Source organism: Kitasatospora sp. NPDC040550, from assembly GCF_055594965.1.
This window is the reverse complement of record NZ_JBVIWC010000011.1, coordinates 1-26,320: the sequence shown is the minus strand read 5'-3', so window position 1 is coordinate 26,320 and position 26,320 is coordinate 1. Positions and strand designations below refer to the sequence as shown.

Sequence of the window (26,320 nt, the reverse complement as noted above, 5' to 3'; positions counted from 1 at the left end):
TCACCATCCGACGCTATGTCGACATGGCAATTTGGCGTGATGCATTCGATCACGAAGCGTGGCACCCGTCGACCCTTCTGGGAAGAGGGCCGGTGCAACGGTGGCTGGTTGTCGCAGGACGGTTCCTGGGGTGTCCGGCTCCCGGGCGCCCGGCCGGCGGGTCTGGGCTGCGGATTTGCCCAAGGGGGAGCACGCGGCGCGAAATTGACCGAAAATCGGCGGTGCACGGGAGGGCGCACGGGTACCGTCCGTGCGCCTCCCGGGCTTCATCCGGCCAGTGCCAGGACGGGCGGACCGTTACCCCTGCGGCCCGGCTAGGTTCCTGCCGTGAACACCGACCGCCGGCTCGAACAGGCCAACGACAACGCCGCCGCCTTCTGGCTCGCCCAAGCCCGTGCGCACGGCTGGCACACCCGCGTCCGACCAGGCCTCACGGCCGTCCGCTGCGCCCGCACCCCGGACGACTCCCAGCGCTTCGTGATCACCCGTCCCTACGCCGAACCAGCCGAAATGGTGCGGCAGTTGGCCGAGCTCCAGGCCGAGTGGAGCACCATTCGCTTCACTCTGGAGGACCCGTACGGAGGGCTCGACCTGACCCACCTGGGAGCCGTCCGGATGCCGCTCATGCCGGTGATGGCCCGGGAGCCCGGACCGGTCGACGGTGCGACCGCCGACGGTACGACAGTCGACGACTCGGTGCTCGACGGCCCGGTGCTCGACGGCTCGGTCGCCGACGGTTCGGACGTCGGGCTGCCCCTTGTCTCGACGGCGCACGACGGCGCCGTCCTGACGGTTGATGAGGCACGGGACGGCAACGCCCTCGCACTGGTGGAACGCACCGTCGTGGACGGTTTCCCGCTACCCGCCCGACAGCCCTGGACCCGCGGCGAAGCCCTCCCGGAGCGGCTGCTCGCCGAACCCGGCTGTCGGGCCTGGCTCGGCCGCGTCGACGGCGCACCGGCCGGTGCCTGCCTCACCTACGACGACGGCACCACCACCGGGGTGTACTGGGTGGCCACCTTGCCCGACCAGCGCGGAAGGGGCGTGGCCCGGGCCGTGCTGGAGGCCGCGCTGACCCGCGCCCACCCGGACCGCCCGGCCACCCTGGTCGCCACCTCGGTCGGCGAACCGCTGTACCGCAAGCTCGGGTTCGCCGGACGGGGCCGGACCTGCTGGTGGACCAGGACCTCGCCGGGAGGCTGACCTGCGGGCCCACGCTACCCGGCGACCGCTGCAACGACTGCTGCAACAACCGCTGCGGCGGCGGGCGCGGGGCCGATCCCGGGGCCGATTCCGGGGCCGAGCACGCGGTCGAGCGCGGGCCCGGTCGGCACGGCAGCGACGGGCACGGCGGCGCCTGGGGCGACGGCGGCGGGGACGGTCGGAACGGCGGGGACGGTCGGAACGGCGGTCGGAATGGCTGCGGCGGCCGGAGAGGTCCTCGCGGCGCCGGGCGCCGCGGCGAACACCGTACGGGCGGGCCTCGCCCCACCCGTACTCCCCGTACCACCCGTCCCACCAGCACCTTCGGCTCCACCTGCCCCACCGGCCGCGGCGCGGAGGGGGGTTGGCCGCCCCGGCGCGAACGACCGGTCGCGGTGCGCGCCCGGCTCCGCCCCGGTGTCCGTCCGCAGGTCGCCGGCAGCCCCGGCGTCCGACCTCCGGTGTGCTCCCGGGTGTTGGAGGCCATCGGCGATCGCGGCAAACCCGCCTGATCGGTTTCGGACACCGGACCCGGCTCCGGAAGCCGGGGCGCCGGCCGTCCCGGCGCTCGCGGGAACGGGCGCACTCGGACCCTCCAGGGCGGTCACCCCCACACGTGCGCCGGTCCGTGCGCCGAGTTGCGCCGTCGTGCGGGCGGGCACGGTGGCCGCCTGCTGTCGCCCGGGCCCACTCGCGCGCGCCCCCGCCCGGGCGCCCGCACGCGCGGAGGGTGCGGTGCGCGCGGACAGCACCAGGCCCACGGCCTCCGGGATCCCGGCCGCCTTCAACGTCGGCCGGTAGCCGCTCTCCGCCCACGGCCGCCCGTGGTGCAGCCAGACGCTGCGCAGCCCGGCCAGTTCGGCGCCGGCGATGTCGGCGGGCGCGTGGTCCCCGACCATCCAGGTGTGCGCCGTCCAGTCCCCGGTCGGCCGGATGCCGCACCGCCGGGCGGCTATCTCGAAGATCAGCGGATCCGGTTTGACGCAGTCGGCCTCCTCCGAGATCACCCAGCCGTCGACCAGTGGCCCCAGCCCGGTCCGCCGGATCTTCTCCAACTGCGGCCGGGTGCCGCCGTTGGAGACGATGCCGAGGGTCCACCCGGCCGCCCGCGCGGTCCGCAGCGCCTCCACCGTCCGGGGCGGGCACTGGATGTGCGAGTTGATGCCGCGTCGGAAGTGCGCGAGCAGGAACTCCACCGAGGCGTCCAGGCCGTAGCGGCGCCGGACCGCCGACAGTACGGTGCTGCGCGGCACGTAGCCGCTCCCGTCGAGGGTGACGAACCAGCCGAGGTCCCCGGGCGGCAGCTGGTGTTCGGACAGGAAGTCCTGAGCCCAGGCCCGGAAGGCGGCGTCCCGGGGGAGCAGCGTGTTGTCGAGGTCGAACAGGAGCAGGCCCATGCCGAGCATGGTGCCAGCGGCCCGGCCCATGCACCTGGCAAATGCCAGACCGCGTCGCGAAGCCGTACGAAGTGGCTGAAAGGACCCGGACGCCGGATGGACGGGGCGGGCCCGGGCGGGCCGGTGAGCAGGCCGGGGCCCGTGGGACGTAACGGTTGGCGACATTCCGCAACGGATCGTCGCCAATCCATGACAGTCCGGTCACGGTGTCCGGCGGGCCTGTTGCGCCTCTGGGTCCGCTCCGTCAAGCTCCTTAGAACCTCCGTTCTGGAGGGGGCGCGATCGCCTGCGGGCAGGGCGCACTGCCACGGCGGGCGCATCCTCCTTTCGCGGGAACAACGTCGCTCCGGGGCTTCGCCGCTGGGCTGGGCCCCATGCTCGTCGTACTCTGAAAGGAACAGGTCACATACGGTGCTGCGCGTCGCAGACCGACGTCATCCCGTGGGCGGGCCTGCTGCCCGGGCAGCGTTGTCCTCCTCTCCTGTCGGCCCCTCTCCCTTGAAGAGCCGTGAGCCATGGCTGGTTTTGAGCCTTCCCGACCGGTCGAACCGGACGCGCCCCGCAGTGCGGGCGCAGGGCCCCGGGGAGACGGCGCCCGCACCCACCTCGACCCGTCCGGCGGGCAGCTCGACGAGCGCCCGGACGACCGCGCCGACGAGCATGACGACGAGCTTGACGACGCCCGCGACGGGCGCGTCGAGCCAGGTGTCGCCGAGCCCGATGACCGACGCATCGGCGAACAGCGCGGCGAACTGCCGGGCGGGCAGCCCGAAGAGCATGCGGAGGGCAGTACCGGCCCCGGTGTCGGTTCCGGCCCTGGTGTCGGTTCCGGCCCCGACGGCGGCGGCCGGGCCGACGGTTCGGCCCACCCCGACGGCGGGCCGGACGGTGGGCGGGCAGCTGCCGTCGGCACGGCGCGGCCCGCAGCCGCGAGCCCTGAGCGGGTCGAACCCCACGCCCTGGTGCGCGCCCTGCGCAGCCTCCGGCGCGGCAGCCTCGCCCGGCGCGACCGCCCCGGACCGCGCCAGCGCCGTGACGGGCATCCGGCCGGGCCCGCGGGGCCTCCGGTGACGGGCCGCCCCGGCCCCGGTGCCGAACGTCCGGACACCGCGTCCGGTCCGCTCGGCGGGAACACCGAGCCGTCGGCGTCGGACGCGCCCGGGCGCTCCCTCGATCCGGTGTTCCAGCACGGCGTCGTGGTGGGCTTCGACGGCTCGTTGTCGAGCGAGCGCGCCCTCGCCTACGCCGTCGGCATGGCCCGCCGGTCGCAGTGCGGCCTGGTGATCGTGCACGTCGCCAACCGCCTGCCCGCCACGGTCTGGGCGGGCTGTGAACCTCCCGTCTTCGTCGATCTCCCGGACCACCGCACGGAGGTCCTCGGCCTGGAACTCGCCTGCGCGGACTTCCTCGCGGGGGTGCCGTGGGTCCTGATCGAGCGGGGCGGCGACATCTGCCACGAGATCGAGGAGGTCGGCCGCGAGTACGCCGCCGACGCGATCGTCGTCGGCACGACGCACGGCCTGCTCGGCAAGATCTTCGGCTCGGTCTCCGGGCGGCTGGCGCGGCGGGCCAACCGCCCGGTGATCGTGATCCCTTGAGGACTTCCGGCTGCCGCGGAGCCTCCGCGGCGGCGGTTCCCGCCGTCGCGGTGTGCTCCTCAACAGCCCTTGTGGAGCGGTGGGTTGGCCCGGTGGGCCCGGCTCCCGGGGTGACCACCGGAAGCCGGCCGTCAGGAGTCGACGGTCAGGTGCCGATCGTCACGACGTGACGCCGAGCTGCCGGGCGATGAGCATGCGCTGGACTTCGGACGTGCCCTCCCCGATCTCGAGAATCTTGCAGTCGCGCCAGAAGCGGGCGACCGGGAACTCGTTCATGAAGCCGTACCCGCCGTGGATCTGGGTCGCCTCGCGGGCGTTGTCGACGGCGGCCTCGGACGAGTACAGCTTCGCGATCGCGGCCTCCTTCTTGAACGGTTCACCGTGCAGCAGCCGGGAAGCGGCGTCCCGCCAGGCCAGGCGGGAGGTGTGGGCGCGCAGCTCCATGTCGGCGAGCTTGAACTGGATGGCCTGGTTGGCACCGATCGGGCGGCCGAAGGCCCGGCGGGTGCCGGCGTACTTGACGGACTCGTCGACGCAGCCCTGGGCCAGGCCGGTGGCCAGGGCCGCGATCGCGATGCGGCCCTCGTCGAGGATCCGCAGGAACTGGGCGTAGCCTCGGCCACGCTCGCCCAGCAGGTTGGCCGCGGGGACGCGGCAGTCGGTGAAGGACAGTTCGCGGGTGTCGGATGCGTTCCACCCGACCTTCGAGTACTTCTTCGAGACCTGGAACCCCGGGGTCCCGGTGGGCACGATGATGGACGAGATCTCCCGCACGGGCGAGCGGAATTCGCCTTCTTCACTCGAACGAGCGATCGGTTCGGTGAGCGCGGTGACGGTGACCAGACCGGTGATGTCGGTGCCGGAGTTGGTGATGAAGCACTTGGTCCCGTTGATGACCCACTCGTCGGTGGCCTCGTCGTAGCGGGCGGTGGTGCGGGTGGCCCCGGCGTCCGAGCCGCCCTCCGGCTCGGTGAGGCCGAAGGCGCCGAGGAGTTCGCCGGAGGTCAGCCGGGGCAGCCACTCGCGCTTCTGCTCCTCGGTGCCGAAGCGGTAGATCGGCATCGCGCCGAGCGAGACGGCGGCCTCCAGGGTGATCGCCACCGAGGAGTCCACGCGGGCGAGTTCCTCCAGGGCGAGGCCGAGGGCGAAGTAGTCGCCGCCCATGCCGCCGTACTCCTCCGGGAAGGGCAGGCCGAACAGGCCCATCCGCCCCATCTCGCGGACGATCTCGTAGGGGAACTCCTCCCGCTCGTAGAACTCGCCGATCTTCGGCGCCACCACGTCCTGGGCGAACTCCGCGACGGTGCGCCGCAGTTCCTCGTACTCGCTGCTGAGCCGGTGGTCGAGCATCTGATCCTCCTGGTGCCCGGCCGGGGTGGCCGCGGGCATGAGCGGGATGACCGTCGTCCGTCTGACGGTGTGACGGTCGCACGGTGTGGTTGACGGATGAACGCGGTGCGGTGGCGCCGGCCGGACCGATCGGGCGGCCGGCGCCGGGACGTCGGGCGGGGCCGGTCAGCCCCGGGTGGAGCCGAGCAGCGCCTGGACGGTGCGGGAGGGGCTCGGGCGGCCGAGCCGGCCGGCCATCCAGCCGCTGGTCGCGACCAGTGCGCGCAGGTCGACGCCGGTCCGGATGCCGAGCCCGTGCAGCATCCACACCAGGTCCTCGGTGGCCAGGTTCCCGGTGGCGCTCTTCGCGTACGGGCAGCCGCCCAGTCCGCCCGCCGAGGCGTCCACCGTGGTGACGCCCTCGCGCAGCGCCGCCAGGGTGTTGCTGAGCGCTTGGCCGTAGGTGTCGTGGAAGTGCACGGCGATCCGGCCGACGGGCACGCCGGCCTTCGCGAACCCGGCCAGCAGGGCGCCGACCTGGCCGGGGGTGGCCACGCCGATGGTGTCGCCGAGGCTCAGCTCGGCGCAGCCCATCTCCAGCAGTTGGACGCCGTAGCGGACCACCTGCTCGACCGGGACGGGCCCCTCCCAGGGATCGCCGAAGCACATCGAGAGGTAGCCGCGGACGGTGACCCCGGCCTCGGCGGCCCGGGTCACGACCGGGCGGAACATCGACATGGCCTCGTCCGCCGAACGGTTGAGGTTGCGCCGGGCGAAGGTCTCGGTGGCGCTGGCGAAGACCGCGATGTCGGTGGCGTGGTGGGCGAGCGCGCGGTCCAGGCCGCGCTCGTTGGGGACCAGCACCGGCAGCCGCAGACCGGGGTGGCGCTCCGGCAGGCCGGCCAGCCGGGGGACCAGCTCCTCGGCGTCGGCGAGCTGGGGTACCCATTTCGGGTGAACGAAGCTGGTCGCCTCGACGGTCCGCAGCCCGGCGGCGGCGAGCCGGCCGATGAACTCGGCCTTGACCTCGACGGGCACCAGGGAGCTCTCGTTCTGCAGCCCGTCGCGCGGCCCGACCTCGTGGATCCGGACCTCCTCGGGCAGGCCGGGGGCGCGGACCGGGTCGGGCAGGCCCAGGTCGAGCGCGTCGGGCTCGCGGGCGGCGGTCCCCGGGTCGGGGGTCTCCTGGGACGTCATGACCGCACCTCCGCGGGCTCGGCGGCCGCCTCGGCCGGGGTGACCACGACCAGCAGGTCCTCCATCGCGACGGTGGCGCCGGCGGTGGCCCGCAGCTCGGCCACCACGCCGTCGTGCGGCGCGGCGATCACGTGTTCCATCTTCATGGCCTCCAGCACGAGCAGGGGCTGGCCCTTGCGGACCGTCTCGCCCGCCGTGGTCTTGACGACCGTGACGGTGCCGGGCATCGGCGCGGTCAGCGCGCCGTGGTGCGCGGCGGCACCGCCGGCGCTCTCGACGACCGGGTCGTAGGCGTGCATCGGCCAGGCGTCGCCCTCGATGCCGAGCCAGGTCACCGGGCCGGCCGGGAGGCCGGGGGTGGCGTCGGTGGCCAGCGCGAAGGCGGTCTGCAGGCCGTCGACGGTCAGGTTCAGCCGGTCGGCCGCCTGGGTCGCGCGGGCGCGGTGGACGGGCCCGGCGTCCAGCTGGAGCTCCACCTCGCGGGCGGTCCCGGGCGCATTGTCAGTGGCGTCGGTTACGTTGCCCGCAGTGATCGAACGGATGCGCACCGACACCGGGTCCTGGCCGGGGGTCCGGAGTCGGTGGGTGGTCCAGGCGGGGGTGCCGCCGAGGCGCCAGCCGGAGGGGAGGGAGAACGGGTCGGTCCAGCCGCCGGGGTCGGCGGCCGGAGTGAGGTCCAGGTGCCGTGCCAACGCGGCCGCGTAGTAGAGGAGGTGGGCAGGTGACGGCGGTTCGGGTGCCGGAGCGTCGGCGGTGTCGGTCGCGCTCGGGGTCGCCGCAGTCGGGGTCGCCGCGGTCGGGGCTGCCGCGGTCGGGGCTGCCGCGTTCGACGGGGAGTGCGGTGCGACGAGCAGGGCCGGCTGCTGCCTGGCCGTCTGTTCCACCAGGCCGGTGTCCAGTCGGCCGGCGACGACGTCGGGGTGGGCGAGCAGCCGGCGCAGGAAGCCGGTGTTGGTGGTGACGCCCAGGATGCGGGTGTCGGCCAGCGCGGCGCGGAGCCGGCGCAGCGCGGTCGGGCGGTCGGGCCCGTACGCGATGACCTTGGCGAGCATGGGGTCGTAGGCGCTGGTGACGACGGTTCCGGGGGCGACCCCGGAGTCGACGCGGATGCCCTCGCCCCGGGGCTCGTCCAGGGTGAGGATGCGACCGCCGGTGGGCAGGAAGTCCCGTTCCGGGTCCTCGGCGCAGATGCGGGCCTCGATGGCGTGGCCCAGGAAGGAGACGTCGGACTGGCCGAAGGAGAGCGGCTCGCCCGAGGCGACGCGCAGTTGCCACTCGACCAGGTCCAGCCGGGCCGATTCCGGACCGACGGCGACGGCGAGTTCGGTGACGGGGTGCTCGACCTGGAGGCGGGTGTTCATCTCCATGAAGAAGAAGTCCCGCACCCCCTCGGCGGCGGAGGCGGGGGCGTCCGGGTCGATGCCCGGGACGATGAACTCCACGGTGCCGGCCCCGGTGTAGCCGCAGGACTCGGCGGCGCGTACGGCCGCGGCGCCCATCGCGGCGCGGGTCTCGGCATTGAGCAGGACGGAGGGAGCCTCTTCGATCAGTTTCTGGTGGCGGCGCTGGAGGCTGCACTCGCGCTCGCCGAGGTGGACGGTGGTGCCGTTGGCGTCGGCGAGCACCTGCACCTCGATGTGGCGCGGCCGGTCGATCCACCGCTCCAGCAGCAGGGTGTCGTCGCCGAAGGCGGTCCGGGCGACGCGCCGGGCTGCGGCGATCTCGGTGGGCAGCTCGGCGGGGTCCCGCACCAGGCGCATGCCCTTTCCGCCACCACCGGCGGAGGGCTTGAGCAGGACGGGGTAGCCGATCTCGTCGGCGGCGGCGACGAGGTCCTCGTCGGTGGGCGCGGTGGCCTGGCTGCCGGGGACCACCGGGACGCCGGCGGTCCGCACGGCCTCCTTGGCGTTGATCTTGTCACCCATCAGCTCGACCGCACCGGGAGGTGGCCCGATGAAGACGAGGCCCGCGTCGGCGCAGGCGCGGGCGAAGCCGGCGTTCTCGGCGAGGAAGCCGTAGCCGGGGTGGACGGCCTGGGCGCCGGTGCGGCGGGCGGCGGCGAGGATCTGATCGGTGCGCAGGTAGGTCTCGGCGGCCGAGCTGTCACTGCGGTCGGCCGGGCCGAGCCGGACGGCTACGTCGGCCTCGCGGACGTGCGGTGCGTCGGCGTCCGCGTCGCTGAACACGGCGACCGAGCGGACACCGAGCCGCCGCAGGGTGCGGATCACCCGCAGGGCGATCTCACCGCGGTTGGCGACCAGAACTGTGTCGAACATGGGAGGCGTTCCTCCGGGTCGAGGGGAGCCGTAAGAGAGGAGGTGGCGGTGGGCGGTTGCGGCGCCGGCCCGGTCGTCGGACCGGCGCCGCAGGAGTCACACCCGGAAGAGCGGGGTCACAGGAGTGGTGGCGGCGGAGTGCTCGCCCCGGGGCGGTCGCGCCGGGGTGGCCACCCCGGGGCGAGCACCTGCGGAGCGGTCACATGCGGAAGACGCCGAAGGGAGCGGGCGGCGCCAGCGGGGCGTTGGCACAGGCGGTGAGGGCGAGGCCGACGACGGTGCGGGTGTCCATCGGGTCGATCACGCCGTCGTCCCAGAGCCGGGCGGTGGCGTAGTAGGCGCTGCCCTGGCGCTCGTACTGCTCGCGGACCGGGCGCTTGAACTCCTCCTCCGCCTCGCCCGGCCACTCCTCGCCGCGCGCCTCCAACTGGTCACGGCGGACGGTGGCCAGCACGGAGGCCGCCTGCTCGCCGCCCATCACGGAGATCTTGGCGCCCGGCCACATCCACAGGAAGCGGGGTGAGTAGGCCCGGCCGCACATCGAGTAGTTGCCGGCTCCGTACGAGCCGCCGATCACCACGGTCAGCTTCGGGACCCGGGTGCAGGCCACGGCGTTGACCATCTTGGCGCCGTGCTTGGCGATGCCGCCCGCCTCGTACTGCCGACCGACCATGAAGCCGGTGATGTTCTGCAGGAAGAGGAGGGGGATGCCGCGCTGGTCGCACAACTCGATGAAGTGGGCGCCCTTGACGGCCGACTCGGAGAACAGCACGCCGTTGTTGGCGACGATGCCGACCGGGTGGCCGTGGATCCGGGCGAAGCCGGTGACCAGGGTCGCGCCGTACTCGGCCTTGAACTCGGCGAAGCGGCTGCCGTCGACCAGTCGGGCGATCACCTCGCGCACGTCGTAGGGCGTGCGCGGGTCGACCGGGACGGCCCCGTACAGGCCGGCCGGGTCGACGGCCGGCGGCTCGGCCGCGGTGAGCGGCCACGGCCTGGGCGTGCGCGGGCCGAGCTCGGACACGATGGTGCGGACGATGGAGAGCGCGTGGGCGTCGTCCTCAGCCAGGTGGTCGGTCACGCCCGAGGTGCGGGAGTGCAGTTCGCCGCCGCCCAGCTCCTCGGCGGTGACCACCTCGCCGGTCGCGGCCTTCACCAGCGGCGGTCCGCCCAGGAAGATCGTGCCCTGGTTGCGGACGATCACCGCCTGGTCGCTCATCGCCGGGACGTACGCGCCGCCGGCCGTGCAGGAGCCGAGCACGGCGGCGATCTGCGGGATGCCTGCGGCCGACAGCCGGGCCTGGTTGTAGAAGATCCGGCCGAAGTGGTCGCGGTCCGGGAAGACCTCGTCCTGCATCGGGAGGAAGGCACCGCCGGAGTCCACCAGGTAGATGCAGGGGAGGCGGTTCTCCAGCGCGACCTCCTGGGCGCGCAGGTGCTTCTTCACCGTCATCGGGTAGTAGGTGCCGCCCTTGACGGTGGCGTCGTTGGCGACCACCACCACCTCGCGTCCGGCGACCCGGCCGATGCCGGCGATCACCCCGGCCGCGGGCGCCGCCCCGTCGTACATCCCGTCGGCGGCCAGCAGGGCCAGCTCCAGGAAGGGCGAGGCCGGGTCGAGCAGGGTGTCCACCCGGTCGCGGGGGAGGAGCTTGCCGCGCGAGGTGTGCCGGGCGCGCGCCTTGGCGCCCCCGCCGAGGGCGGCGGCATCGAGCTTGGCGCGCAGTTCGGCGACCAGGGCCCGGTGCGCCTCGGTGTTGGCCCGGAACGCCGCGGAGCCCGGGTCGGCGGAGGTGCCGAGCCGGGGTGCCGGAGCGGCGGCTCCCGGCGCTGCGGCGATCGGTGCTGTGGCAACCGGTGCCGGCGCGGTGCCGGTCGCCGCGCTGAACCGGATACCGGAGGAGGCACCGGTGGTTGAGATGACCATTCCCAAGAGCTCCCTTGCCCTCGGCAGCAGGCGGGCGGGCCGAGTACGGTGCGCCCCTGATCCTCACGTTAATTAACGTTAACTTACGCGCCCAGGTTAACGGCCGATAACCCGACTGTCTACGATGGGCGGCATGTCGAACGTCCCCACAGCCTCCGCGCTCCCACGCCGCGACCAGATCCGCCGGGAGGCCGCTCGACTGTTCGCCGCCCGGGGCTTCCTCGGCGTGGGAGTGGACGAGATCGGCAAGGCCGTCGGCATCAGCGGCCCCGGCCTCTACCGCCACTTCGCCGGCAAGGACGCGATGCTGGCCGACCTGCTGATCGGCATCAGTGAGCGCCTGCTGGAGGAGGGGCGGCGCCGGGCGGGCGGCGGCGACGGCCCGGCCGCCGCGCTGGACGCCCTGATCAGCGGCCATGTCGACTTCGCCCTGAACGACCGTGACCTGATCACCCTGCACGACCGCGAGCTGCTGAACCTCAAGGAGGAGGACCGCCGCACCGTCCGGCGGCTCCAGCGCGGCTACGTCGAGCTGTGGGTGGACGTGGTCCGGCAGGCCCACCCGTCGCTCGCCGATCCCGGCGCGGAGCCCGTGGCGCGGGCCGCCGTGCACGCGGTCTTCGGGCTGATCAACTCGACCCCGCACAGCGTCGGCCCGAATCCGGCCCAGGGCGAGCGCACCGGCCTGCAGCGCGACGGCATGGCCGCGCTGCTGCACACCCTCGCCCACGGCGCCTTCGCGGCGGCCGCCGACTCCGTGGCTGCGGCTGACTCCACGGGTGCCGACCGGGGGGCCGGGCTCGCGTAGGCCCGGTCGTTCCTGCCTCTTTCCGCCTCTTCCCGCCCCCTTCCTGTCCGCTCCCGCCTGCCCCGACCCTTTCGGTGGGGATGCCGGGGTCGCCGAGCCGGTACCGTCTCGGGCCCTAGGTCCAAAGGACGGTGCCTGCCCGCCCCCGGGGCACTGGGCGCGCGCGGGGTTCCCGGGTGACCCTGGGGGAAGGGCCGGACCGTCGGGCCGCAGCTGTGTTCGGTCGGGAATCACCGCAGGCCGCGAGCTGTTGCCCAGTCGCCGGACCGGACGATCCGGGCCGCACCGGAGTCACTTCCGACCGCCTCGCGCGGCCGGAAATGCCGTGGCGGCCACCCGACGAAATGGTTAGCATCCCTAAATATGCCCGAGACTCACGGATCCATGGTGGAGCAATCCCCGAGCGGCCAACCGGCCCCCGGCCCCGACCCGGCGGCCCCCGTTGGTGGCCCACGGGCCACCGAAGCACGTCCCGCGCCGGAGGCGGCCGCCACCCCGAGCCCGGACCCCGCCGGGGGCCCGACCGCCCAGGCCGACGGCTGGCTGCGCCGCCTGATCGGCTACAGCTGGCGGTCCCGCCGCAGCCTGCTGCTCGCCTTCGGCGCCTCGCTGGTCGGCATGGCCGTCACCGCGCTGGTGCCGCTGGTCACCAAGCTGATCATCGATGACGTCATCGTCGCCCACTCCCGCTCGCTGACCCCGTGGGCGGTGGTGCTGCTGATCGCCGCCGTCGTGGTCTTCGGCTGCACCCAGGTCCGCCGCTACTACGGCGGCCAACTGGCCCTCGACGTTCAGCACGACATGCGCAGCGACCTGTTCCGCTCGCTCGGCCGGCTCGACGGCCACCGCCAGGACCGCCTGGACACCGGCCAGGTGGTGGGGCGCGCGACCTCCGACCTCCAGCTGATCAACGGCCTGCTCTCGATGCTGCCGATGATGACCGGCTACCTGCTGATGTTCGTGATGTCGCTGGGCGTGATGGTCTGGCTGTCCCCGCCGCTGACCCTGATAGCCGTGGTCATGGCCCCCGCGCTGTGGTGGGTCAGCGTGCGCAGCCGCAAGCGCCTGTTCCCGGCCACCTGGGCCGCCCAGCAGGAGGCGGCCGCCGTCGCGGGCGTGGTGGACGGCGCGATCGGCGGGGTCCGGGTGGTCAAGGGCTTCGGCCAGGAGGCGCAGGAGCAGGACAAGCTGGAGCTGGTCTCCCGCAACCTGTTCGCCGCCCGGCTCCGGTCGATCCGCCTCAACGCCCGCTACAACCCGGCGATGCAGGCGATCCCGGCCCTGGCCCAGGTCGCGGTGCTGGCCTTCGGCGGCTGGCTGGCCGTCGACGGCCGGGTCACGCTCGGGACCTTCGTCGCCTTCTCCACCTACGTCGCCCAGATGACCGGCCCGGTGCGGATGCTGACCATGGTCATCACGGTCGGCCAGCAGGCCCGGGCGGGCGTCGAGCGGGTCCTGCAACTGATCGACGAGCGCCCGCTGGTCCAGGAGCGCCCGGATGCGCTCACCCTGGACCTGACGCGGGACGGGACCACCCCCGCCGACCCACCTGCCGACACCGCCGCCGATCGCCCGGGCGATGCCCCGGCCGGCACCGTCGGTCCCCGCACCGCCGACGTCGCCCTGGAGTTCGACCGGGTCGAGTTCCGCTACGACCCCGAGCACCCCGCCCCGGTCCTGCACGGGCTCAGCCTCGCGCTGGCCCCCGGCGAGACCCTCGCCCTGGTGGGCGCCTCCGGCTCCGGCAAGTCGACGGTGGCCCAGCTGGTGCCCCGCTTCTACGACCCGGCGGGTGGCGCTGTCCGCCTCTACGGCCACGACCTGCGCGACCTCACCCTGGACTCGGTCCGTGCCGCCGTCGGCATCGTGCCCGAGGAGAGCTTCCTCTTCTCCGAGTCGGTCCGCACCAACATCGCCTACGGCCGCCCGGACGCCACCGACGAACAGATCGTCGCCGCCGCGCGCGCCGCCCAGGCCGACGAGTTCGTCCGCGCGCTGCCGGACGGTTACGAGACCAAGGTCGGGGAGCAGGGCCTGACCCTCTCCGGGGGTCAGCGCCAGCGCATCGCCCTGGCCCGGGCGATCCTCACCGACCCCCGGATCCTGCTGCTCGACGACGCCACCTCGGCCGTCGACCCGCAGGTCGAGGCGGAGATCCACGACGCGCTGCGCTCGGTGATGACCGGCCGCACCACCCTGCTGATCGCCCACCGCCGTTCGACCCTCCAGCTCGCCGACCGGATCGCGGTCCTGGACCACGGCCGACTGCTGGACCTCGGCACGCACGAGGAACTCGAAGCCCGATGTCCCCAGTACCGGGCGCTGATCACCGATCCGGAGGCCGGCCGCACACCCGAGCCGCAGCCCGGGCCGGCCACCGACACCACCAACACCGCCGACACCGCCAACACCCCCGCTGACTTCGCCTCCTCCGCCGTCGACGCCTCCGGCTCCCCGGGCGACCGCCGAGAGCAGTCCGCGCCGGCCGAGGAGAAGGACCGGGCGACGGCGCAGACCCCCGCGCAGACCCCCGCGCCGACCCCCGGCCCCCCACTCCCCACCCCCGCCCTCGCCAAGGCGGCCCGCACCGCCGACCCCGAGCTGCTGGCCAAGGTCGCCGCCCTCCCGCCGGCCACCGACGCCCCCGCCGTCCCCCGCTCCGAGGCCGAGGCCGGGGACCCGGATTTCAGCCTCGGCCGCCTGCTGCGCCCCTTCCGCGCCCCGCTGCTCATCGCCTTCCTGCTGGTCACCCTGGACGCGGCCGCCGGGCTGGTGCTGCCGGTGCTGATCCGGCACGGGATCGACGAGGGCGTCCGGAAGGGCCTGATGGCCGGCGTCGCGGTCGCCTCGATCACCGCCCTCGTCGTGGTGCTGCTGGACTGGCTGGTGCAGGGCGCCGAGAACCGGGTCAGCGGCCGGACCGGTGAGCGGGTGCTCTACACCCTCCGGCTCAAGATCTTCGCCCACCTCAACCGGCTCGGCCTGGACTACTACGAGCGCGAGTTGACCGGCCGGATCATGACCCGGATGACCACCGACCTGGACTCGCTGACGTCCTTCCTGCAGACCGGAATGGTCACCGCGGTGGTCAGCCTGCTGACCTTCGCCGGGATCTTCGTGGCCCTGCTGATCATCGACGCCGGTCTGGCCCTGGTGGTCTTCGCGGTGCTGCCGCTGCTGGTGATCGCCACCCTGGTGTTCCGGAAGAAGTCCAAGGACCAGTACGAGCGTTCCCGGGACCTGATCAGCACGGTCAACGCCGACCTCCAGGAGAACGTGGCCGGCATGCGGATCGTCCAGGCCTTCCGCCGTCTGGACACCAACACCGACCGCTTCGTGGCACGCGGCATGGCCTACCGGGAGGCCAGGGTCCGGGCGCAGTTCTACATCTCGCTGTACTTCCCGTTCGTCCAGTTCCTCTCCAGCGTGGCCGCCGCGCTGGTGCTGATCGTGGGCGCCGCCCGGGTGGACGCGGGGACGCTGACGGTCGGCGCGCTGGTCGCGTACCTGCTCTACATCGACCTGTTCTTCGCCCCGGTCAACCAGCTGTCGCAGGTGTTCGACGGCTACCAGCAGGCCTCGGTGGGCCTCGGCCGGATCCGTGAACTGCTGCGCACCCCGACCACCACGGCCCCGGCGGCCGATCCGGTCCCGGTCTCGAAGGGGCTGCGCGGCGAGATCAGCTTCGAGGGCGTCGGCTTCGCCTACAACGGCGGGGCGGACGGCGCGCCGGAGGTGCTGAGCGCCGTCGATCTGCACATACCCGCCGGTCAGACGGTGGCGCTGGTCGGCGAGACCGGCGCGGGCAAGTCGACGCTGGTGAAGCTGGTCGCGCGGTTCTACGACGCGACCGAGGGCACCGTCCGGGTCGACGGGGTGGACCTCACCCGCTACGACCTGGCCCAGTACCGCCACCGGCTGGGCGTGGTGCCGCAGGAGGCGTACCTGTTCGCGGGCACGGTCCGCGAGGCGATCGCCTACGGCCGCCCGGACGCCTCGGCGGCCGAGGTGGAGGCGGCGGCCCGGGCGGTCGGCGCGCACGACATGATCGTCGGACTGTCCGGCGGCTACGACCACGAGGTGGCCGGCCGCGGACGCAACCTCTCGGCCGGTCAGCGCCAGCTGATCGCCCTGGCCCGGGCCGAACTGGTCGACCCGGACATCCTGCTGCTGGACGAGGCCACCGCGGCGCTGGACCTGGCCAGCGAGGCCGCCGTCAACCAGGCCGCGGACCGGCTCAGCGGCGGTCGCACCACCCTGGTCATCGCCCACCGGCTGACCACCGCCGAACGCGCGGACCGGGTGGTCGTGCTGGACCACGGCCGGGTGGTCGAGGACGGCACCCACACCGAACTGCTCGCCCGGGACGGGACGTACGCCCGGCTCTGGCAGGCGTTCATCGCGGACGGCCACCCGGCCCCGGCCGAGACGGTCGCCGCCGGGTAACCGCGGTCCGATGGTCGGGCGGTCCGGTGGTCCGACGGTCGGGCGACGCGCTCAGGCGGCGATCAGCGAGGCCAGCAGGCCCGAGGCGTCGACACCGCGCGGCAGGTCGCTCACCTGGCCGTCCCCGACCTCCACCACCCGCCAGCCGGAGCCGTCCGCCCGGCTGGCGAGGTCGGTGGTGACGAAGCGGCAGCCGAGTCTTCGCACCAGCGCGGGGACGTGGGTGAGGTCGGGCTCGGCCCGCTGGTGCGGGGCGTCCGGGTGCGGGCCGACCAGGATCGGCCGACCGTCGAGCCACCACACCCGAACCTCCACCGCCCGCCCGTCGCCGCCCGCGCCGTCCGCGTTGCCGACACCATCCGCGCCATCCGCGCCGCCTGCGCCGCCCGGTTCACCCGGTCCTGCCACCGTGTCGTCGACCGTCCGGCCCGTGCCGTCGGCGCGCTCGAACTCCTCGTACCGGCGCAGCACCACCCCGCCGGCCAGGGAGTCGCCCTGCAGCTCGACGAACCGCCCGACCACCCGCCCGACGGCCGCCAGGTCCGCCAACTCCGGTACGTAGCAGGCCTCGTGCCACTCGTGCTTGCGGGACTTCACGTAGTCCTTCACGATCGCCGGCCCGCTGCCGCCGAGCCGGGCCACGGCGTCCGCCAGCTCCGCCGGGGTGGGCGCCGCCGTCCCGTCGGACGGGATCCAGACGCTGGGCGGGGTCGCGCCCTCGAACACCCCGTACCAGCCGGGCAGTTCGTGCGCCGCCGCGTAGCCGGGCGCGCTGGTCAGCAGGTTGCCGCCGCGGGCGGTGAGGGCGGCGGCGAACTCGGCGTACCGGGCGGAGGGGAGCATCCAGCCCCGGTACCAGAGCGGTCCGCAGCCCCGGGGCACCGGTCGGACCGCCTCCTCGGCGTGTCCGGCGAGCAGCGCGTCGTGGTCGACGAGGTGGTGCTCGCCGCCCAACTCCCGCAGCAGCCGGGCCTCCCAGGCGAAGTGCGGATCGGGCCGACGCGGGTTGAGCGGATCGGCGGGGAAGAGGATCGAGGGTACGGGCATGGCGGTCAGGGTACGGCCAGCGGGCCGCTCCCGGCTGCGGTCCGGCGGCGGTCGGTTGCCCCGGTTCTTCCCAAGTGGGGCGCCGGGACGGCGAATCCGGTCGACGGCCGGTGCGGGCGCTGTCAGAGTGTCCCGATGCGAAGACTGCTGCGACCGCACCGACGCGTTCCCCGCCGGGCCGCCCGCACCGTGGTGCTGGACGGCGACGGCTCGGTGTTCCTGCTCCGTTCGGACAACGACGAGGTCGGCGTCCACTGGACCATGCCCGGCGGCGGGCTGGAGCGGGGTGAGACCCCGCTGGTCGGCGCCCGGCGCGAACTGTGGGAGGAGACCGGCTGGACCGATCTCGAACCGGGCCCGCTGCTCTGTACCTGGGAGCACGACTTCACCTGGCACGGGACCCCGGTCCGCCAGCACGAGCACATCTACCTCACCCGCGGACCGCACCGCGGTCCGGTCGGCGACGTCAGTGCGGTGCACGCCGAGGACCGGATCCTCGACTGGCGCTGGTGGACCCCGGCCGAACTCGCCGACGACAACGCGGACGCGCTCTGGCCGCCCCGGCTAACGGAGTTGCTGGAGCCCGTCCGCACGGGCTGGGCGGTCGACGGCCACCCTCCGGTGCCCGTCGACCTCGGTTACATCCCGAACACCTGACCGCGCGCGGCGCGCCGGGCGGCCCGACCGCCCGGCCCGGCCGGGCCGGGCTCCCAGCCGTGCAGGTCCAGCTCCCGGTCGTGCAGCGCCCACGGGTTCATCCGCACCGTCAGCCGGGCACCGGCCAGTTGCTCGACGGTGAGCCCGGTCTCGGCGAGCAGCTGCTCGGTCGACACCGAGACGGCGATGGCGGGACGCCAGGAGGGCAGCACGACCAGGCTGGTCCCGCGCCCGACCCGGATCGGCTCCGCCGCCACCCGGACCGGCGTCCGCTCCTCCGGGCGGCCGACGGCGTCCGACCGGACCGGGCTGCCGCCGATCAGGATGCCGAGCGGCGGTTCGGCCCGGGACTCCTCGGTACCGGGCCCGACAGCGGTCCGGACAGCAGGCCCGCCTTCGATCCCCGCTCCGGTCCCGATCCCGACACCGGCACCGGCGCGGTCCGCGGCGTTCGCACCGGACAGCGGAGGCGTCGTGGCCGGGTGCTCGGTCACCGTCCCCGGTGCACCGGCCGGTGCACCTGCCCACTCCGCGCCGGGCGGCCGGGTACCGGCCGGGTCGGTCGCGGCCGTCTCCCGTGCGGCCGCCTCCTGCCCGGTCGGGCCGGCCGGCGGGTGCATCCGGCGCAGTCGGCGGGACGGCGACGGCCGCCGCGAGCCGAGGCTCCGGAGCTCCTCGCGCCCCGAACGCGGCACCGCTGCGGGCCTGTTGCCCTCGGCGGGCGCCGCGGCCCGCCGGAACCGGACGAACCCCGGCCCGGCCCGGTCGGGGGCGGAGCCCGCACCGGTGTCGGTGCCGGCGCCGCTGTCCGTCCCGGACCCGGGCGCCTCCTCGGGCGCCTCCTCGGCCTCGCCGAGGAGCGCCCGCACCTCCGCCACCGGCCGCCGGCACGCGGCGGCCAGCTCGGCGAGCGAGCGCCCCTCGGCGCGCGCGGCCCGCAGCCGGTCGGTGAACGCCGCCCGGAGCCGCGCCGTGGTCGCCGCGCCGCCCGCCGCGTTGTCGCAGTCCGCTGCCCTGCCGTCCGCTGCCCTGCCGTCCGCCGCCCCGCCGTCCGCCGCAGCGTGCCGGAGCCGCGCTTCGACGTCCTCCGGCGTGCGCGGCTGCGGCACCGAGTCGTGGCGGACTGCGGAGCCCGGGGTGCCCGGCGCGGCGGTCGCGCCGCCGTCGGCCGCTGTCGCGAGCGAGCAGATCGGCGCCCCCGCACCGGGCGGACGGGGCACATCGGTCGGGGGCGAGGAGCCGGCACCGTCCGCGGCGGGCCCGGGCGGTCCGGACGGTCCGGGCGGGGCGGGGTCGGTGGAACCGGGGTGGAGCGAGGTCATCGGCGGGCCCTTCGGGGGACGGTCCCGACGATCCTCCCGCACCGCGCCACCAGCTCCAAGCGTCATTCCCGCGCGTGTGCCGAGGAGCACGCCGTGATCGCCGGGCGACCAGCGGCGGCCCCTACCGGGCGTATCGGCTCAACTCCCGGACGCGACGAAGCCCTTGAGGTCGGTGAGCACCGCGTTGGCCGCCGTCACGCCGAGCCCGAGGAACCAGGTCTCGTCCGAAACCGGCCGCGCCTGACCGGACTTGACCGCCCCGAGGGTCTTCCAGAGCGCCCCGCCCAGCACCGCGTCCTGGTTGGTCGAACTGGGGCTGCCGTACACGCCGTAGAAGATCCAGTCGGCGTCGGCCTTGTCGATCTGCTCCGGGCTGACCTCCACCGCGAGTTCCTTGACCTGCTCGATCGCGGGCTGCGGCAGCGGCACGTCGGTGAGGATGGTGCCGATGAACGAGAGTTCGGCGTAGAGCCTGGTCCGGCTGGGCATGAAGCGCAGCGGCGTGATGGTGGGCCGCTTGCCGCCGAGCCCGGTGCCGATCGCGGTGGCGGCGGCCTGGTAGGCGTCGAGCTGTGCCTGGGCCTCCGCCTGCAGGCCGAAGGGGCTGGCGTTGAGCAGGAAGTTCTGCTTCCACGGGTAGCCGGGACGCAGTGAGAAGACGGTCGGCGCGATCTTCGACAGCTGGGCGTACTGGTCCTGGGCGCGCAGCTGGCTGCCGAGGATCAGGTCGGGCTTGAGTGCCGCGATCGCCTCCAGGTTGAGGCTGTTGATGGTGCCGACGGCGGCCGGGTTGCCCGCCTTGTCCTTGAGGTAGGAGGGCAGCGACTTGGAACCGTCGGTGTGGACGACCCCGACCGGCTGGATGCCGAGCGACACGACGTTGTCGAGCTCGCCGGTGTCCAGCACCACGACCCGGGTGGGCTTGGCGGGGATGACGGTCTCGCCCATGGCGTGCTTGACGGTGCGCGGGTAGACGCCGGGGGCGGCGTCGGTCCCGAAGCCCTTCATCTTCTCGATGACGGTGGCGTAGTCGTCGCCGCCCTGCTTGACCGACTTCTGGTCCGGCGAGCCGCCGCTGCCCGGCTTCGCGCCGCCGCCGTTGCCGCCGGACCCGCCGGAGCTGCCCGAGCTGCCGCAGGCGGCGAGGAGCCCGCCGAGGCCGAGCACCGCGGCGCCGGTCACTCCGGCGGTGAGGAAGCGGCGTCGGCTGGGGGTACGGGAGGCGGGGGCGAGGGCCAGGTTCGGGTCGTCGGAGTCGGGGGCCACGCGACGCTCCTTCACGGTCGGGACCGGACGGTCGAGGTTAGGTGAGGCAAACCTATCTCGCCGCTGAGCGCACCCTCCGCACGGGGGTGGTCACCGAGGGGTCAAAGGTCATCGGACGTGCATAAAATCACCAAGAGTTGGTCTATTCAACCTTCTTCGCGGCGCCTTAGAGTGCGCTGGTGTTTGATCAGCAGCTCTCAGAGCACACGAGCAGCGACCGGGCAACGGCGCCCGGTGCTCCGCAGGGTGCCCCGGTCAGTGGCACCAGTGGTGGCGTTCCCGAACCGGGGACGGCTGGGGGAGCGGGGGACAAGGGCCTACGGGGCAACTCGGTGGGCCTGCTGGGCAGCGTGGTGCTGGGCGTCTCGACGGTCGCCCCGGTGTACTGCCTGACCGCGACGCTCGGACCGACGGTCACCGCGGTCGGCGTCCAGATGCCGGCCGTGTTCCTGGCCGGCTTCCTGCCGATGCTGCTCGTCGCGTTCGCGTACAAGGAGCTGAACAAGGACTTCCCGGACTGCGGTACGTCCTTCACCTGGACGGTCAGGGCCTTCGGCCCCCGGGTCGGCTGGATGGCCGGCTGGGGACTGACCGTCGCCACCATCATCGTGCTCTCCAACCTGGCCGGTGTGGCGACGGAGTTCCTCTACCTGATGCTCGGTGAGATGACCGGCAGCAGCTGGATCGCCGGGCTCGACCAGAACAAGGCCGTCCACCTGCTCACCGTGGTGCTGCTGATCGCCGGTGCCACCGCGATGAGCTACCGGGGGATGACGGCCACCAAGTGGTTCCAGTACGGCCTGGTCGGCCTCCAGCTGGCCGTGCTGCTGCTCTTCTCGGCCATCGCCATCGGCAAGGCCGCCGCCGGGGACCTGCCCGACTCGATCGGCTTCTCGTTCTCCTGGCTCGACCCGCTCCAGGTCGGCTCGTTCAGCGCGTTCACCGCCGGCCTGTCGCTGTCCATCTTCATGTACTGGGGTTGGGACACCTGCCTCACCATGAACGAGGAGACCCTCGGCAGCGCCAAGACCCCGGGCCGGGCCGCGATGGTCTCCATGGTCACCCTGGTCGGCTCGTACCTGCTGGTCGCGGTCTCCGCCCAGATGTTCGCGGGCGTCGGCAGTACCGGCAACGGCCTCGGCAACCCGGCCACGGCCGACAACGTCTTCGCCGCGCTCGCCCGCCCGGTGCTCGGCTCGCCGTGGAGCATCCTGCTGTTCCTGGCCGTCGTCGCCAGCGCCGCCGCGAGCCTGCAGACCACCTTCATCCCGGTGGCCCGCACCCTGCTCGCGATGAGCGCCTACCGCGCCGTGCCGCCGCGCTTCGGCGCCGTCCACCCGCGCTTCCGCACGCCCGGCTACGCCACCGTCGCGGCCGGCCTCGCCACCGCCGTCTTCTACGTCGGCATGAGCCTGATCAGCGAGAACGTCGTCCAGGACACCATCCTGGCGCTCGGTCTGATGATCTGCTTCTACTACGCGCTGACCGCCTTCTCCTGCGTCCGGTACTTCCGCCACTCGCTCCGCGGCAGCCTGCGCGACCTGCTGCTCAAGGGCATCGCCCCGCTGCTCGGCGGCCTGTTGCTGAGCGCCGTCTTCCTCCAGACCCTGACCGACGCCTGGTCCCCCGACTACGGCAGCGGCGCGGTGTTCGGCATCGGCTCGGTGTTCGTGATCGGCGTCGGCATCCTGCTGCTCGGCGCCGCGCTGATGACCTGGTACGGCCGGATCCGCCCGGAGTTCTTCCGCGGCGAGACCCTGCGCGAGGACACCCGGGCCCTGGTCGTGGAGGACTGACGCCGGGGCTCGGCCCCGGTCACCGGTGTCGGGGACCGCTGTCGGCGACCTCAACCGGCGACCTCAACCGGTGACCGGTGTCGGGCACCGGCGCTATCGTTGGAGCCGTGAAGCGCTTCGTGGGCCTGTGCTGGTGGCCGTCCTAGGACGGCCACCCCACTCGCCTGACCACAGGGCCGTCCGGGATGGACGGCCCTGTCGCGTTTTCCCACGGGACGGGCCCCTCGCCCCGGACGGCCGCCACCGCCGCCGTACCGAGGGAGAAACCCGATGACCACCCCTGCCGCTGCCGCTGCCGTTGCCGCTGTCGGCGCCGCCACCGCTGCCATGACCGCCGGCACCTCCGACCTCACCGCCCAGGACCGGATCGACGACCCGTCCTCCCACCGGGTCCTCACCGGCGACCGCCCCACCGGCCCGCTCCACCTCGGCCACTACTTCGGCACCCTGCAGAACCGGGTCCGGCTGCAGGACCAGGGCGTCGAGATGTTCGTGCTGGTCGCCGACTACCAGGTCATCACCGACCGCGACATCGCCGACCGGCTCGCCGAACACACCGAGAACCTCGTCCTCGACTACCTCGCCGCCGGCCTCGACCCCGAACGGGCCACGATCTTCGCCCACAGCGCCGTCCCCGCCCTCAACCAGCTGCTGCTGCCCTTCCTCAGTCTGGTGAGCGTCGCCGAACTCGGCCGCAACCCCACCGTCAAGGACGAGATCGCCCACTCCAGCCAGGCCGCCGTGAACGGGCTGATGTTCACCTACCCCGTCCACCAGGCCGCCGACATCCTGTTCTGCAAGGCCGACCTCGTCCCGGTCGGCCAGGACCAGCTGCCCCACCTCGAAGTCGCCCGCACCGTCGCCCGCCGCTTCAACGAGCGCTACCCGCACGCCGACGGCAGCGCCGTCTTCCCTCTCCCCCGGGCGCTGCTCTCCGACGCCCCGATGCTGCTCGGCACCGACGGCGGCAAGATGAGCAAGAGCCGTGGCAACGCCGTCGCCCTCGGCGCCGACGAGGACGCCACCGCCCGGATCATCCGCAGCGCGAAGACCGACGCCGACCGCCGCATCAGCTACGACCCGGTCGGCCGCCCGGAGGTGTCCGGCCTCGTCCTGCTCGCGGCGCTCTGCCAGGACCGCGACCCGGAGGCGATCGCCGAGGAGGTCGGCGACGGTGGCGCGGCCGCCCTCAAGCGCACCGTCATCGAGTCCGTCAACGAGTACTTCCGCCCGCTGCGCGCCCGCAGGGCCGAGCTCGCCGCCGACCGCGGCCACCTGCGGCAGGTCCTGCGCGAGGGCGCCGAACGGGCCAACGCCGTCGCCGACGCCACCCTCGCCGAGGTGCGGGAGGCGATGGGCGCGATCTGAGGGGCCCTCGAGCCGACCGGCGCCCCGCCCGCGGGCCGCTCGTCCACGGCCCACCCGGTCACGCACATCGGCCGGTCGACCCGCGGGCATATCGTCACCGGGCGGCCTCGACCACACCGCCGAGGCCGCCCGCAGCCCGCCCCTTCCCCGAAAGGTCCGGTCCATGGACCAGCAACCGACCACGCCCGGCCAGGGACTGACCCGCCCGCCGCAGCTGCGCCCCGGCGACCGCGTCGCCGTCGTCGCCCCCAGCGGCCCGATCGACGCCGGGCGACTCACCGCCGGCTGCGAGATCCTCCGATCCTGGGGCCTGCGCGTCACCGTCGCCCCGCACGTCCTCGACACCCACCCCACCCTCGGCTACCTGGCCGGCAGCGACGCCGACCGCGCCGCCGACCTCCAGGACGCGTGGCTCGACCCCGACGTCGACGCCGTCATCTGCGCCCGCGGCGGCTACGGCGTCCACCGCATCGTCGACCTGCTCGACTGGACCGCGATGCGCGCCGCCCGCCCCAAGCCCCTCATCGGGTTCAGCGACGTCAGCTCCCTGCACGAGGCCTTCGCCCAGCGCCTCGGCCTCGCCACCCTGTACGGGCCGATGGCCGCCGCGGCCTCCTTCGTCGAGGACGGCCCCACCGCCGAACACCTGCGCCGGACCCTCTTCGAGCCCGCCACGACCACCGTCCTCACCTCGCCCACCGCCGGCCCGCTCGTCCCCGGCCGCGCCCGGGGCGTCACCGCCGGAGGGTGCCTCCACGTACTCGTCGCCGAACGCGGCACGCCCGCCGCCCGCCCCTCCTACGCGGGCCGCATCCTGGTCCTCGAAGACGTCAACGAGCACCAGTACCAGCTCGACCGGCTGCTCACCCAGTTCCTGCGCTCCGGCGCCCTCAACGGCGTGGCCGGCATAGCCCTCGGCTCCTGGGAGGGCTGCGGGCGGCCCGAACGGGTCCGGGACGTGATGCTCGACCGCCTCGGCGGCCTCGGCGTGCCCGTGCTCTGGGAGCTGGGTTTCGGCCACTGCCCGTCCACCCTGACCGTCCCGCTCGGCGTCCCCGCCCTGCTCGACGCGGACGCCGGCACGCTCACCCTGGAGCTGCCCGCCCTCGCCCCCGCCGCCGACCCCTCTGCTGCTCCCGCCGCTGCTCCCGCCTGAGCCGACCGTCGGCCCCGGGCCAGTGAGTAGGGTGCGGCCATGAACGAGGACCGCCTCACCGCCCTTGCCCTCGGACTCCTCCGCGGCCCGGGTAGCAACGCCCGTACGATCCTCGGACTTGTCGGCCCGCCCGGAGCCGGCAAGTCCACCCTCGCCCGGCACCTGGTCGCCGAGGTCGAACGCGCCGAGGGCCCCGGCACCGCCGCGTACCTCCCGCTGGACGGCTTCCACCTCTCCACGGCCCAGCTCGACCGCCTCGGACTGACCCACCGCAAGGGCGCCCCGGCCACCTTCGACGCCCACGGCTACGTCGCCCTGCTGCGCAGGGTCGCGGCCGACCGGTTCCAGGACATCTACGTCCCCGACTTCGACCGGACCCTGGACGAACCGGTCGCGGCCCGCCACGTCGTCCGCCCGCACACCCGCCTGGTCATCACCGAGGGCAACTACCTCGCCTCCGTGGACGCCCCGTGGCCGGAGGCCCGCCGGCTGCTGCGCGAACTCTGGTACGTGGACACCGACGACACCGTCCGCGAGGAGCGGCTGCTCCGCCGCCACCGCGACGGCGGCCGGGACGAGGCCACCGCCCTGCGCTGGGTCACCGGCAACGACCACCCCAACGGCGAGTACGTGAAGCAGGGCCGGGCCCTCTGCACCCGGACCGTCCCCGGGACCCGTTTGCTCCAGACCCCGGAGAGGGGTAGTGTTTCCTAGTCGCTCGGCAGGGAGCACCGGACACGCATCGGCGCGGACGGTCCCGGGGCGGCCAATCCCTTGAATCACCACTTCCGGTTCGTGCCGGTCGTTTCGCTTTTTCGCGTCTCGGCTCGGTGCTTATTCGGCGTGCGCTTTTTATCGGATTGCGGCTGGATTCGCTTTTCGGAGCGGGGATCGGCTAGAGTTTGAAACGTCGGACGGGGCGTCAAGCCGCAGAAGACGCCGGCGAGTTGGATGACGAAGCCCCGGAAAACGGAGCGGAAAACATCTGATAAGCTGGAAACACGAAATAACGAAGCGCCCGGAGGGCCCGCTGGAAGGCGGTCCGAAGGAAGCGTCCGTTCCTTGAGAACTCAACAGCGTGCCAAAAGTCAACGCCAGATATGTTGACATCCCCGGCCTCGATCGTCCGATCGGGGTTGGAGATTCCTTTTGAAACAAACACTAGCGAGGACGCAGTGCGCGGGGCCGCCCTATTCCGGTGGTTGCCGTGCCGCTCAACGCGGGTGTCGACCCGATAGCGGGTAAACATTCACGGAGAGTTTGATCCTGGCTCAGGACGAACGCTGGCGGCGTGCTTAACACATGCAAGTCGAACGGTGAAGCCCTTCGGGGTGGATCAGTGGCGAACGGGTGAGTAACACGTGGGCAATCTGCCCTGCACTCTGGGACAAGCCCTGGAAACGGGGTCTAATACCGGATATGACCTTCCTCTGCATGGGGGTTGGTGGAAAGCTCCGGCGGTGCAGGATGAGCCCGCGGCCTATCAGCTTGTTGGTGGGGTAATGGCCTACCAAGGCGACGACGGGT

At 73.5% G+C, this 26,320-nt stretch carries 17 protein-coding genes, 1 rRNA gene and 1 pseudogene; 10 read left to right on the top strand and 9 right to left on the bottom strand.

What is annotated here, in order from left to right; all coding sequences use genetic code 11:
• The first annotated feature begins 327 nt into the window (after positions 1–327).
• Positions 328–1,203 carry a GNAT family N-acetyltransferase gene (locus ACZ58X_RS17815; RefSeq protein ID WP_470334572.1) on the top strand — a complete coding sequence of 292 codons (876 nt, stop codon included), beginning with the start codon at positions 328–330 and terminating at the stop codon, positions 1,201–1,203.
• A 14-nt stretch (positions 1,204–1,217) separates the two neighbouring features.
• On the opposite strand, the gene ACZ58X_RS17810 is transcribed toward ACZ58X_RS17815, so the two are convergent.
• Positions 1,218–2,600 carry an HAD family hydrolase gene (locus ACZ58X_RS17810; protein ID WP_470334571.1) on the bottom strand — a complete coding sequence of 461 codons (1,383 nt, stop codon included), beginning with the start codon at positions 2,598–2,600 and terminating at the stop codon, positions 1,218–1,220.
• A 434-nt stretch (positions 2,601–3,034) separates the two neighbouring features.
• Positions 3,035–3,379, bottom strand: coding sequence for a hypothetical protein (locus ACZ58X_RS17805; protein WP_470334570.1), 345 nt, complete (start codon positions 3,377–3,379; stop codon positions 3,035–3,037).
• Between the two features lie 384 nt (positions 3,380–3,763).
• Between ACZ58X_RS17805 and ACZ58X_RS17800 the strand changes: the two are divergent.
• Positions 3,764–4,198 (top strand): annotated as a pseudogene (locus tag ACZ58X_RS17800) (universal stress protein); the annotation flags it as partial.
• 159 nt (positions 4,199–4,357) lie between these two features.
• Here the strand turns inward: ACZ58X_RS17800 and ACZ58X_RS17795 are convergent.
• From ACZ58X_RS17795 to ACZ58X_RS17780, 4 genes are all read right to left on the bottom strand, one after another.
• On the bottom strand, positions 4,358–5,548 hold the full coding sequence (locus ACZ58X_RS17795; RefSeq protein ID WP_360244983.1) for an acyl-CoA dehydrogenase family protein: 1,191 nt from the start codon (positions 5,546–5,548) through the stop codon (positions 4,358–4,360).
• 165 nt (positions 5,549–5,713) lie between these two features.
• A complete protein-coding gene (locus ACZ58X_RS17790; RefSeq protein ID WP_470334569.1) occupies positions 5,714–6,724 on the bottom strand; it encodes a hydroxymethylglutaryl-CoA lyase in 1,011 nt (336 codons plus the stop codon).
• Complete coding sequence (locus ACZ58X_RS17785; protein WP_470334568.1) at positions 6,721–9,000, bottom strand: acetyl/propionyl/methylcrotonyl-CoA carboxylase subunit alpha; 2,280 nt, start codon at positions 8,998–9,000, stop codon at positions 6,721–6,723. Before ACZ58X_RS17785 ends, ACZ58X_RS17790 begins: the two co-directional genes overlap by 4 nt.
• A 199-nt stretch (positions 9,001–9,199) precedes the next feature.
• On the bottom strand, positions 9,200–10,927 hold the full coding sequence (locus tag ACZ58X_RS17780) for a carboxyl transferase domain-containing protein (RefSeq protein ID WP_470334567.1): 1,728 nt from the start codon (positions 10,925–10,927) through the stop codon (positions 9,200–9,202).
• 133 nt (positions 10,928–11,060) lie between these two features.
• Here ACZ58X_RS17780 and ACZ58X_RS17775 point away from each other — a divergent pair, with 133 nt between their 5' ends.
• Together ACZ58X_RS17775 and ACZ58X_RS17770 are read left to right on the top strand one after the other, a co-directional pair.
• The gene (locus ACZ58X_RS17775) at positions 11,061–11,735 is read left to right on the top strand and encodes an SACE_7040 family transcriptional regulator (protein WP_470334566.1); all 675 of its coding nucleotides are present in this window, start codon (positions 11,061–11,063) and stop codon (positions 11,733–11,735) included.
• Positions 11,736–12,119: 384 nt separating this feature from the next.
• The gene (locus tag ACZ58X_RS17770) at positions 12,120–16,181 is read left to right on the top strand and encodes an ABC transporter ATP-binding protein (RefSeq protein ID WP_470334565.1); all 4,062 of its coding nucleotides are present in this window, start codon (positions 12,120–12,122) and stop codon (positions 16,179–16,181) included.
• Positions 16,182–16,232: 51 nt separating this feature from the next.
• Here the strand turns inward: ACZ58X_RS17770 and ACZ58X_RS17765 are convergent, their stop codons facing one another.
• Positions 16,233–17,228: an ATP-grasp domain-containing protein gene (locus ACZ58X_RS17765; protein ID WP_470334564.1), complete on the bottom strand. Its 996-nt coding sequence runs from the start codon at positions 17,226–17,228 to the stop codon at positions 16,233–16,235.
• Positions 17,229–17,363: 135 nt separating this feature from the next.
• Here ACZ58X_RS17765 and ACZ58X_RS17760 point away from each other — a divergent pair, with 135 nt between their 5' ends.
• Positions 17,364–17,885 (top strand): NUDIX hydrolase, encoded by a 522-nt coding sequence (locus ACZ58X_RS17760; protein WP_470334563.1) that lies wholly within the window; start codon positions 17,364–17,366, stop codon positions 17,883–17,885.
• On the opposite strand, the gene ACZ58X_RS17755 is transcribed toward ACZ58X_RS17760, so the two are convergent.
• Complete coding sequence (locus ACZ58X_RS17755; protein ID WP_470334562.1) at positions 17,867–19,207, bottom strand: hypothetical protein; 1,341 nt, start codon at positions 19,205–19,207, stop codon at positions 17,867–17,869. The two genes, ACZ58X_RS17760 and ACZ58X_RS17755, sit on opposite strands and share 19 nt — an antisense overlap.
• A 138-nt stretch (positions 19,208–19,345) precedes the next feature.
• Positions 19,346–20,473: an ABC transporter substrate-binding protein gene (locus tag ACZ58X_RS17750; RefSeq protein ID WP_470334561.1), complete on the bottom strand. Its 1,128-nt coding sequence runs from the start codon at positions 20,471–20,473 to the stop codon at positions 19,346–19,348.
• Positions 20,474–20,805: 332 nt separating this feature from the next.
• Between ACZ58X_RS17750 and ACZ58X_RS17745 the strand changes: the two genes are divergently transcribed.
• The 5 genes from ACZ58X_RS17745 to ACZ58X_RS17725 all read left to right on the top strand — a co-directional run.
• Positions 20,806–22,269: an APC family permease gene (locus ACZ58X_RS17745; RefSeq protein ID WP_470334560.1), complete on the top strand. Its 1,464-nt coding sequence runs from the start codon at positions 20,806–20,808 to the stop codon at positions 22,267–22,269.
• Between the two features lie 327 nt (positions 22,270–22,596).
• Complete coding sequence (trpS, locus tag ACZ58X_RS17740; RefSeq protein ID WP_470334741.1) at positions 22,597–23,637, top strand: tryptophan--tRNA ligase; 1,041 nt, start codon at positions 22,597–22,599, stop codon at positions 23,635–23,637.
• Between the two features lie 163 nt (positions 23,638–23,800).
• Positions 23,801–24,793, top strand: coding sequence for a S66 peptidase family protein (locus ACZ58X_RS17735; RefSeq protein WP_470334559.1), 993 nt, complete (start codon positions 23,801–23,803; stop codon positions 24,791–24,793).
• A 39-nt stretch (positions 24,794–24,832) separates the two neighbouring features.
• Positions 24,833–25,507 (top strand): nucleoside/nucleotide kinase family protein, encoded by a 675-nt coding sequence (locus ACZ58X_RS17730; protein WP_470334558.1) that lies wholly within the window; start codon positions 24,833–24,835, stop codon positions 25,505–25,507.
• A 534-nt stretch (positions 25,508–26,041) separates the two neighbouring features.
• Positions 26,042–26,320: ribosomal RNA gene (locus ACZ58X_RS17725) — 16S ribosomal RNA — on the top strand; the annotation flags it as partial.

Bases quoted from the DNA above. Each gene is read 5' to 3' on its own strand.
- ACZ58X_RS17790 (WP_470334569.1), bottom strand. From the start codon at position 6,724: ATGACGTCCCAGGAGACCCCCGACCCGGGGACCGCCGCCCGCGAGCCC.
- ACZ58X_RS17755 (WP_470334562.1), bottom strand. From the start codon at position 19,207: ATGACCTCGCTCCACCCCGGTTCCACCGACCCCGCCCCGCCCGGACCG.
- trpS (WP_470334741.1), top strand. From the start codon at position 22,597: ATGACCGCCGGCACCTCCGACCTCACCGCCCAGGACCGGATCGACGAC.
- ACZ58X_RS17795 (WP_360244983.1), bottom strand. From the start codon at position 5,548: ATGCTCGACCACCGGCTCAGCAGCGAGTACGAGGAACTGCGGCGCACC.
- ACZ58X_RS17785 (WP_470334568.1), bottom strand. From the start codon at position 9,000: ATGTTCGACACAGTTCTGGTCGCCAACCGCGGTGAGATCGCCCTGCGG.
- ACZ58X_RS17735 (WP_470334559.1), top strand. From the start codon at position 23,801: ATGGACCAGCAACCGACCACGCCCGGCCAGGGACTGACCCGCCCGCCG.
- ACZ58X_RS17780 (WP_470334567.1), bottom strand. From the start codon at position 10,927: ATGGTCATCTCAACCACCGGTGCCTCCTCCGGTATCCGGTTCAGCGCG.
- ACZ58X_RS17765 (WP_470334564.1), bottom strand. From the start codon at position 17,228: ATGCCCGTACCCTCGATCCTCTTCCCCGCCGATCCGCTCAACCCGCGT.
- ACZ58X_RS17810 (WP_470334571.1), bottom strand. From the start codon at position 2,600: ATGGGCCTGCTCCTGTTCGACCTCGACAACACGCTGCTCCCCCGGGAC.
- ACZ58X_RS17760 (WP_470334563.1), top strand. From the start codon at position 17,364: ATGCGAAGACTGCTGCGACCGCACCGACGCGTTCCCCGCCGGGCCGCC.
- ACZ58X_RS17805 (WP_470334570.1), bottom strand. From the start codon at position 3,379: ATGCTCTTCGGGCTGCCCGCCCGGCAGTTCGCCGCGCTGTTCGCCGAT.
- ACZ58X_RS17775 (WP_470334566.1), top strand. From the start codon at position 11,061: ATGTCGAACGTCCCCACAGCCTCCGCGCTCCCACGCCGCGACCAGATC.
- ACZ58X_RS17730 (WP_470334558.1), top strand. From the start codon at position 24,833: ATGAACGAGGACCGCCTCACCGCCCTTGCCCTCGGACTCCTCCGCGGC.
- ACZ58X_RS17770 (WP_470334565.1), top strand. From the start codon at position 12,120: ATGGTGGAGCAATCCCCGAGCGGCCAACCGGCCCCCGGCCCCGACCCG.